Here is a 9,174-nt window from a genome sequence, read left to right on the forward strand (position 1 = left end):
TTAGGCATAATAACCGGCTTCGATTTTGATCCAGTCCTTCTTATGCAGAAAGAACCTCGTAAGGTCCGTGAGTTTCGTCGCCGTGAGCAAGAAATTCTCGATACCGCACTCAAGCTGTTTCTCGAACAGGGTGAAGACAGTGTCACCGTCGAGATGATCGCTGATGCAGTCGGTATCGGCAAAGGCACGATCTACAAGCATTTCAAATCCAAGGCGGAGATCTACCTGCGCCTGATGCTCGACTACGAGCGCGATTTGAACGAACTGTTGCACTCTGCCGACGTCGATCGCGACAAGGAAGCCCTGTCGCGCGCCTATTTCGAATTTCGCATGCGTGATCCGCAGCGTTACCGGTTGTTTGACCGCCTCGAAGAGAAAGTGGTCAAGGGCAACCAGGTACCGGAGATGGTCGAGGAGCTGCACAAGATCCGCGCCTCCAACTTCGAGCGCCTGACCCTGCTGATCAAAGGGCGCATCAGCGAAGGCAAGCTCGAAGACGTGCCGCCGTACTTCCACTACTGCGCCGCCTGGGCCTTGGTGCATGGCGCCGTGGCGCTGTACCACTCGCCGTTCTGGAGCAATGTGCTGGAAGATCAGGAAGGCTTCTTCCAGTTCCTCATGGACATCGGCGTGCGCATGGGCAACAAGCGCAAACGCGACCCGGATGTGACCGGTAACTGATCGACCCTGAATAGCTTCGGCGCTACTGTGGTAAGGCCTGCAGGCCTATACTCATGTAAGAGGCTTGCAAAAACCTGATTTTTGAGTCAGGTTTTGCAGGCCCGATTCTTCCACGCCGGAGTCATCCATGATCGTCGACCGCCAAGGCAGGCGTTTTCGCAACTTGCGTGTCAGCCTCACTGCTGCCTGCAACTATGCCTGCACCTATTGCGTACCAGACGGCAAGCGGCTGGTCGCGGCTCAGGACGAGCTGTCGGCCGAAGCGATGGCCCGCGGTGTGGCTTACCTGATCGAGGCCGCCGGTATCGAGCGGTTGCGCGTGACGGGGGGCGAACCATTGGTCAGCCCCAAACTGGAACCCTTTCTCGCTTCTGTCGCCGGCCTTGGTCTGGATGAAATCAGCCTGACCACCAATGGCCAGTTGTTGGCGCGCAAGCTGCCGCTGCTGCGTGCGGCTGGCATTCGCCGGCTCAATGTCTCGCTCGATACTCTCGACCCCGACGCGTTTCGCCGCATTGCCCGTGGCGGCGACCTGGCCACCGTGCTGGAGGGAATGGCGCAGGCTACGGCGGCCGGTATGTGCATCAAGGTCAACATGGTGCCGCTGCGCGGGCAGAACTTCGATCAGGTGGTGCCGTTGCTGGAGTACTGCCTCGCCCGCGGCTATGAATTGCGTTTTATCGAGCTGATGCGCATGGGGCACCTGGCGCGTGACAGCAATGCATTTGTGCAGCAATTCGTCAGCCTTGAGCACTTGTTGCAGTTGATCGGTGAGCGTTACGAATACCTGCAGGCCAATGCGCCGGTGGATGCCACCGCGTTGCGCTACGAGATTCCAGGCAAAGGCTACTTCGGGGTGATTGCCAACGAAAGCGTGCCGTTCTGCCGAACCTGTTCGCGCCTGCGTCTGTCCTCCACCGGCTGGTTGCATGGTTGCCTGTCGTCGAGCAACCGTCACTTTATCGGCGACTTGCTCGACAAGCCGCGCCATCAGGCCTTGCCCGCCTTGCAGGGTTTGCTGGTCAAGGCCTTGGGTGACAAGCAGCCGGTGGCGTTTTCCGGTGGTGCAACGGTGATGAAGATCATCGGCGGTTAAGACTGGCGCAAAATCTGCATCTGTCTGCTGTTCGCCGGTTTTCCGTCACCGGCTACTGGAGGATAGATGCGAAGCCTGGTTTTGCTGCTGGCGCTGATGGTGCTGGGCGGCTGTATGAATGTCAGCGACATGGGCGAGGGTGCCCGCTACCACATGAGCGATGCCGGCTTGCTGGATCACAGCGATACGCGCCGTTCGTTGTCGGTACGCCTGCAACCTGACTCATTCATTTACATCGGCCAGGGCGCATTTGTGCCACCGGGCAAGGGGCCTTATCCACGGCCTAACGTGGTTGCCGAAGAAGCGTTCAAGGGCTTTATCGAGTACTTCCCGCTGGTGCGCCGCGCTCAAGGCCCGTTGGGGCTGGAGCAAGCCCTGGTCGAAGCGCGCGCGGTCGGCGCCCATTACCTGCTGTACACCCGCTTTGCCCGTACCGATGATCGCATCGGCAACGGCGACGAATGGTACGACGAGCAAGCCGTTGATCGCCTGGGCGTCGACACCGGTGTGGTGCAGTTGATGCTGATCGAAACCAATACCCGTTACCTGATCGACACGGCACGAATCAAAAGCCGTGGCGGCTTGCTGACGTTCCATGACCAGACGCCGGAAGATTTGCTTGGCCCACCGCTTGAGGATTACGCTCGTAGCCTTTTGGGCATGAGCCGTTGAGGAGAGGGTGATGACAGATTCCGGGAAGGCCAATGATTTGCTGGCGCAGATCCCTCCATCGGGAAAGGGGCTGCCACCGGTGCATCTGTGGAACCCGGACTTCTGCGGCGACATCGATATGCGCATTGCCCGCGATGGCACCTGGTATTACCTGGGGACGCCGATCGGGCGCAAGCCGATGGTCCGGCTGTTCTCCACCATCATCCGTCGCGACGGTGACGACTACTTCCTGGTAACGCCGGTGGAGAAGGTCGGCATCAAGGTCGACGATGCGCCGTTTGTAGCGGTGCTTCTTGAAGTACTGGGCAGCGGCGAGCAGCAGGTGCTGCGCTTTACCAGCAATGTCGATGATCAGGTCGAGGCCGGCCCGGAGCACCCGTTGCGCTTCGAGATCGATGCGCAGACACAGGAGCCATCGCCTTATGTGCATATGCGCAGCAACCTTGAGGCGCTGATCCACCGCAATGTGTTCTATCAACTGGTGGAGCTGGCCGTGGCGCAACAGATCGACGGTCAGGAGTGGCTGGGGGTCTGGAGTGGCGGTGCGTTCTACCCCATCGGCCGCGGCTGATTAGCCTCCGCGTTTTCGCCTGAATTGGCACTTTTTACCTCGTGGTAGTCGGCATAACCTGCCGGTATTCCCCACCACGAGGTAGTCCTCATGAAATACCGTCCCTTCTTAATCGCCGCTCTGATTACCAGCGGTTTGTCTGTTCTGCCGGGTGCCTGGGCGCATGGGCCTGAGCAGGGGCAGGAAGCAATCAAGATCCTGCAGGAGCAGATGCCGAGCAATGCCCCGGGCAAAAAAGCCATCATGCTCACGGTCAGCTATGCGCCGGGTCAGAAGTCAGTGGCGCATCAGCATCCGGGGGCGGTCATGGCCTACGTCCTGGAAGGTTCGGTGGTCTCACAGCTCAAGGGCGAGTCGAAGCCGGTGACCTACAAGGCGGGGGAGTTCTGGTACGAAGCGCCGGGTACAGTGCACCTGCAGTCTTACAACGCCAGCGCGACACAGCCGGCAAAATTGCTGGTGTGGTCGCTGGTGGATGAGCAGCAGCCAGTGACCGAGCCGTATCAGCAGTGAGCACCAGGCCCTGAGGTTAAAGTAAGCTTGAGGCTGAACCCGTGCTTGCAGGTAGCTTATGAAAATCGGAGAACTGGCGAAACTCACCGGCCTGGCCCCTTCGCGAATCCGTTTCTACGAGGCCAGCGGGCTGATCCACTCGGTTGTTCGCAAGGCCAACGGTTACCGCGACTACGGCGATGAGGCGGTGCGTGTGCTGGGGATCATTACCAGCGCCCAGGCCGCCGGCTTCTCCCTGGACGAGATCCGTCACCTGTTACCGGTGAGTGCCAAGGGTTGGCAGCACGATGAGCTGGTGCAAGGGCTCAAGCGCAAAGTCGAAGAGATCGAGGCGTTGCAACAGCGCCTTGCCAGCAGCAAGGCGCAACTGTTGCAGGTCATCGAGGGGATTGAAACCAAGCCTGAAGGCATGGCCTGCGAGGACAATGCGCAGCGGGTTCTTAGCGGGTTGCGCACGGGCGTCTAGTGGCATTGCGGCCAAATTGCCGGGGTTGACATTAAAGTTAACTTTAACGATAGAGTCCGGACACGATCAAACGAGGTACTTGCGATGAACGTGTTCGACACCCTGACCCTGCCCAATGGTTCGACCATCCCCAACCGTATTGCCAAGGCCGCCATGGAGGAAAACATGGCCGACCTGACGCAGGCGCCCTCCGCGCAGTTGATGCGCCTTTATCAGGCATGGGCGGACGGCGGCGCTGGGTTGATCATCACTGGCAACGTAATGATCGACAGTCGCGCCATGACCGGGCCGGGCGGCGTGGTGCTGGAGAGCGACCAGCATCTGGAAAAGTTTCGTCAGTGGGCGCGGGTAGGGCGCTCCGCCGGCGCGCAGGTGTGGCTGCAGATCAACCACCCTGGCCGGCAGATGCCCGCCAATCTCGGTCAGTCGACCTGGGCGCCATCTGCGGTGCCCCTGGACCTTGGCAAGATGTCCCGGCACTTCGGCATGCCCCAGGCGATGACGCCGGCGGTAATCGACGAGGTCATCCGCCGCTTTGCCCGTACCGCGCGCCTGGCCGAGCAGGCAGGCTTTACCGGTGTCGAGATTCATGCTGCCCATGGTTACCTGCTGAGTCAGTTCCTGTCGCCGCTGAGCAACCAGCGCAGTGACCAGTGGGGTGGTTCGTTGAGCAATCGCGCGCGGCTGCTGCTGGACACCGTCAAGGCGGTACGCGCAGGGGTGTCGCCGGGGTTCGCGGTGGCGGTAAAGCTGAACTCTGCCGACTTTCAGCGCGGCGGTTTCAGTGCTGATGACGCCCGGCAGGTAGTGCTGTGGCTCAACGACCTCGACGTCGACCTGGTCGAGTTGTCCGGCGGCAGCTATGAGGCCCCGGCCATGCAGGGCGTGTCGCGGGACGGCCGCACTCTTGCCCGGGAGGCATACTTCCTGGAGTTTGCCCGCGACATACAAGCGATTGCGAAGATGCCGGTCATGGTTACCGGCGGCATTCGCCGACGCCCGGTGGCTGACGAGGTGATTGGCAGTGGTGTGGCGATGGTCGGGATCGGAACGGCGCTGGCGATCAACCCTTATCTGCCTCATGACTGGCAGGCTGGAAAGGATAGCGCGCCGCAGCTGGCGCCCATCGCCTGGAAGAACAAGGCGCTGGCCTCGTTGGCCAATATGGCGGTGGTCAAATTCCAGTTGCGCAAACTCAGCCAGGCCAGGATGCCGAACCCGCACGTGCCCGCCTGGTGGGCACTGCTGCAGCAGCAAGTGGCCACTGCTTTGCGCGCTCGCCAATATCGTCGGTGGATGACCGGGCGCTAAAACGAAAAAACCCACCGTAAGGTGGGTTCTTTGTTGCTTCAAAGGCCTTGAAAACTGCCTCTGAAACTGTGTTTGGCTCCGCGACCAGGACTCGAACCTGGGACCCAATGATTAACAGTCATTTGCTCTACCGACTGAGCTATCGCGGAATCTGTGGCGTATCTTACTGATTGCTAAGGGGAAGTCAAGCCTCCCCCTGGCAATTTGTCAGTTACAGGACCGAGACGATGGCCTTGGTCACGACATGGATGTTGCTCTGGTTCAGGGTAGCGACGCAGATGCGGCCGGTATCCAGGGCATAGATACCGAACTCGTTCTTCAGGCGTGCCACTTGCTCAACGGTCAGGCCCGAGTACGAGAACATGCCACGCTGACGACCGACGAAGCTGAAGTCGCGCTGTGCGCCGTATTCGGCCAGCAGCTCAACCATTTGCTTGCGCATGCCGTGGATGCGCTGGCGCATCTCACCCAGCTCGGCTTCCCACATGGCGCGCAGTTCCGGGCTGTTGAGCACGGTAGCGACGATGGTGGCGCCGTGGGTTGGCGGGTTGGAGTAGTTGGTGCGGATCACGCGCTTGACCTGGGACAGCACGCGTGCGCTTTCTTCCTTGGACTCGGTGACGATCGACAGCGCGCCAACGCGCTCACCGTACAGCGAGAAGGATTTCGAGAACGAGCTGGAGACGAAGAAGTCCAGGCCCGACTCGGCGAACAGGCGCACAGCGAAGGCGTCTTCGTGGATGCCGTCGCCAAAGCCCTGGTAGGCCATGTCGAGGAACGGCACGTGACCTTTGGCCTTGACCACTTCGAGGACGTTTTTCCAGTCTTCCAGGCTGAGGTCGACGCCGGTCGGGTTGTGGCAGCACGCGTGCAGCACAATGATCGAACCGGACGGCAGGGCGTTGAGGTCTTCGAGCATGCCACTGCGATTGACGTCGTTGGTGGCCGCGTCGTAGTAGCGGTAGTTCTGCACCGGGAAACCGGCAGTTTCGAACAGGGCGCGGTGGTTTTCCCAGCTTGGGTCGCTGATGGCCACGACGGCATTCGGCGAAACCTGCTTGAGGAAGTCGGCACCGATTTTCAGGGCACCGGTACCGCCGACGGCCTGGGTGGTGATCACGCGGCCAGCGGCCAGCAGTGGCGACTCGGCACCGAACAGCAGTTTCTGTACGGCCTGGTCGTAGGCGGCGATGCCGTCGATCGGCAGGTAGCCGCGGGAAGCGTGCTGGGCAGCGCGCTGGGTTTCGGCTTCGATCACTGCGCGCAGCAGTGGGATACGCCCTTCTTCGTTGCAGTAAACACCCACACCCAGGTTGACTTTATTGTCACGGGTATCGGCATTGAAAGCTTCGTTGAGGCCCAGAATGGGATCGCGTGGTGCCAGCTCGACAGCGGAAAACAGGCTCATTATTACCTTGGCTCTGAATGGAGAGTGATAGGGGTCGCACGCTCCAGTCGGATGCACTAGAGCGGTGCACAAACGGGGAGTCAGTATAGTGATACCGATCGGTCACGGCGACAGTCTGATGCAGCTTTTCCCGCTGTTTCGCCGATTATTTTTCGACCGTTAGTCGAATTGACCGGTCAATAGCTGCAAATGCCCACAACACTGAGTTGAAAGTGGCGCTCACCGCCACTAATTCGGTATAACCACTGTCTATAGATACAGTTGCCAGCGTCGGCGATAAAAACGTCGCGAAAACACAGAGGTTTGTCATGTCCGAGTTCCAGCTCGTCACCCGTTTCCAGCCGGCCGGCGATCAGCCCGAAGCCATTCGCCTGATGGTCGAGGGGATCGAGGCGGGCCTGGCGCACCAGACCCTGCTCGGGGTGACGGGGTCCGGCAAGACGTTCAGCATCGCCAATGTCATCGCCCAGGTGCAGCGGCCGACGCTGGTACTGGCACCGAACAAAACCCTGGCGGCGCAGTTGTATGGCGAATTCAAGGCGTTTTTCCCCAACAACGCCGTTGAGTACTTCGTGTCCTACTACGACTACTACCAGCCGGAAGCCTACGTGCCGTCGTCCGATACCTTCATCGAGAAGGATGCGTCGATCAACGACCACATCGAGCAGATGCGCCTGTCGGCGACCAAGGCACTGCTGGAGCGCCGTGACGCGATCATCGTCACCACCGTGTCCTGCATCTACGGCTTGGGTAGCCCTGAAACCTACCTGAAGATGGTCCTGCACGTGGACCGCGGCGACAAGCTCGACCAGCGTGCCTTGTTGCGCCGCCTGGCCGACCTGCAGTACACCCGCAACGAAATGGACTTTGCCCGGGCGACCTTCCGTGTGCGGGGTGACGTGATTGATATTTTCCCGGCTGAATCGGACCTTGAAGCGATCCGCATCGAGTTGTTTGACGATGAGGTGGAGAACATTGCCGCGTTCGATCCGTTGACCGGGGAAGTGATCCGCAAGTTGCCGCGCTTCACCTTCTACCCCAAGAGCCACTACGTGACCCCGCGCGAAACTCTGCTTGAGGCAGTGGAGGGCATCAAGGAAGAGCTGCAGCAACGTCTGGAGTACCTGCACAAGGCCAACAAGCTGGTCGAAGCCCAGCGCCTGGAGCAACGGACCCGCTTTGATCTGGAGATGATCCTCGAGCTGGGCTACTGCAACGGCATCGAAAACTACTCGCGCTACCTCTCCGGCCGCCCGGCCGGGGCCCCGCCGCCGACGCTCTACGATTATCTGCCACCCGATTCGCTGCTGGTGATCGATGAATCGCACGTCAGCGTTCCGCAGGTCGGCGCCATGTACAAGGGTGACCGCTCGCGCAAGGAAACCCTGGTCGAATACGGTTTTCGCCTGCCGTCGGCGCTGGACAACCGGCCGATGCGTTTCGATGAATGGGAGAATGTCAGCCCGCAGACGATCTTCGTTTCCGCCACGCCAGGGCCTTACGAAGCTGATCATGCGGGCAGGGTAGTGGAGCAGGTCGTGCGCCCGACGGGTCTGGTCGACCCTCAGGTCGAGGTGCGTCCGGCCACCACCCAGGTCGACGACTTGTTGTCGGAAATCCATAAGCGCGTCGCGGTGGAAGAGCGTGTGCTGGTCACGACACTGACCAAGCGCATGGCCGAAGACCTGACCGATTACCTGGCCGATCACGACGTGCGGGTGCGCTACTTGCACTCGGACATCGACACCGTGGAACGGGTCGAAATCATCCGTGACCTGCGCCTGGGGACCTTCGATGTACTGGTGGGCATCAACCTGCTGCGTGAGGGCCTGGACATGCCCGAGGTGTCGCTGGTGGCGATTCTCGATGCTGACAAGGAAGGCTTCCTGCGCTCCGAGCGTTCATTGATCCAGACCATCGGCCGTGCGGCGCGTAACCTCAACGGCCGGGCGATTCTCTATGCCGACAGAATGACCGGTTCGATGGAGCGGGCGATTGGTGAAACCGAGCGCCGCCGCGACAAGCAGATCGCCTTCAACGCCGCCAACGGCATCGTGCCCAAAGGCGTGGTCAAGGACATCACCGACATCATGGAAGGCGCCAACGTGCCCGGCTCGCGCAGCAAGAAGCGCAAGGGCATGGCCAAGGCGGCCGAAGAAAGCGCGCGTTACGAAGCGGAGCTGCATTCACCCGGCGAAATCGCCAAGCGCATCAAGTTGCTGGAAGAGAAAATGTACCAGCTGGCGCGCGACCTGGAGTTCGAGGCCGCCGCGCAGATGCGCGACGAAATTACTGCGTTGCGCGAGCGTTTGATTACCGTTTGAGTCCCTTCGCCGGCAAGCCTCGCTCCCGTAGGCGCCAGGCTTGCCGGCGCGTGGGCGCCCCCCCCGGCCCCAACCCCCGGGCGTTGGGGTGCCCCCCCGAGAACCCCCCGGGCCGGTTGGGGGGGAAAAAAA

9 protein-coding genes and 1 tRNA gene are annotated in these 9,174 nt (G+C 60.7%); 8 read left to right on the forward strand and 2 right to left on the reverse strand.

Annotated elements, in window-relative coordinates:
• The first annotated feature begins 42 nt into the window (after nucleotides 1-42).
• The 7 genes from I5S59_RS21310 to I5S59_RS21340 all read left to right on the forward strand — a co-directional run bounded on the left by I5S59_RS21310 (nucleotide 43) and on the right by I5S59_RS21340 (nucleotide 5,310).
• Nucleotides 43-681, forward strand: a complete 639-nt coding sequence (locus I5S59_RS21310; RefSeq protein ID WP_128326022.1) for a TetR/AcrR family transcriptional regulator — start codon at nucleotides 43-45, stop codon at nucleotides 679-681.
• 127 nt (nucleotides 682-808) lie between these two features.
• Nucleotides 809-1,777 (forward strand): GTP 3',8-cyclase MoaA, encoded by a 969-nt coding sequence (locus I5S59_RS21315; protein WP_197878350.1) that lies wholly within the window; start codon nucleotides 809-811, stop codon nucleotides 1,775-1,777.
• 66 nt (nucleotides 1,778-1,843) lie between these two features.
• On the forward strand, nucleotides 1,844-2,449 hold the full coding sequence (locus tag I5S59_RS21320) for a DUF4823 domain-containing protein (protein ID WP_128326024.1): 606 nt from the start codon (nucleotides 1,844-1,846) through the stop codon (nucleotides 2,447-2,449).
• A 10-nt stretch (nucleotides 2,450-2,459) separates the two neighbouring features.
• On the forward strand, nucleotides 2,460-3,020 hold the full coding sequence (locus I5S59_RS21325) for a DUF1285 domain-containing protein (protein WP_197878351.1): 561 nt from the start codon (nucleotides 2,460-2,462) through the stop codon (nucleotides 3,018-3,020).
• 90 nt (nucleotides 3,021-3,110) lie between these two features.
• The gene (locus I5S59_RS21330; protein ID WP_197878352.1) at nucleotides 3,111-3,533 is read left to right on the forward strand and encodes a cupin domain-containing protein; all 423 of its coding nucleotides are present in this window, start codon (nucleotides 3,111-3,113) and stop codon (nucleotides 3,531-3,533) included.
• Nucleotides 3,534-3,591: 58 nt separating this feature from the next.
• Complete coding sequence (locus tag I5S59_RS21335) at nucleotides 3,592-3,999, forward strand: MerR family transcriptional regulator (protein ID WP_197878353.1); 408 nt, start codon at nucleotides 3,592-3,594, stop codon at nucleotides 3,997-3,999.
• Nucleotides 4,000-4,083: 84 nt separating this feature from the next.
• On the forward strand, nucleotides 4,084-5,310 hold the full coding sequence (locus I5S59_RS21340) for an NADH:flavin oxidoreductase/NADH oxidase family protein (RefSeq protein WP_197878354.1): 1,227 nt from the start codon (nucleotides 4,084-4,086) through the stop codon (nucleotides 5,308-5,310).
• A gap of 73 nt (nucleotides 5,311-5,383) precedes the next feature.
• Here the strand turns inward: I5S59_RS21340 and I5S59_RS21345 are convergent.
• Together I5S59_RS21345 and I5S59_RS21350 are read right to left on the reverse strand one after the other, a co-directional pair.
• Nucleotides 5,384-5,459: transfer RNA gene (locus I5S59_RS21345), tRNA-Asn, on the reverse strand.
• A gap of 62 nt (nucleotides 5,460-5,521) precedes the next feature.
• The gene (locus I5S59_RS21350) at nucleotides 5,522-6,718 is read right to left on the reverse strand and encodes an amino acid aminotransferase (protein ID WP_197878355.1); all 1,197 of its coding nucleotides are present in this window, start codon (nucleotides 6,716-6,718) and stop codon (nucleotides 5,522-5,524) included.
• Between the two features lie 308 nt (nucleotides 6,719-7,026).
• On the opposite strand from I5S59_RS21350, the gene uvrB reads away from it, so the two are divergent.
• Entirely contained in the window at nucleotides 7,027-9,042 is a 2,016-nt protein-coding gene (gene uvrB / locus I5S59_RS21355; RefSeq protein WP_197878356.1) for an excinuclease ABC subunit UvrB, read from the forward strand.
• Nucleotides 9,043-9,174: the final 132 nt, after the last annotated feature.

Source organism: Pseudomonas alkylphenolica (genome assembly GCF_016009175.1).
Taxonomy (GTDB): Bacteria; Pseudomonadota; Gammaproteobacteria; order Pseudomonadales; family Pseudomonadaceae; genus Aquipseudomonas; species Aquipseudomonas alkylphenolica_B.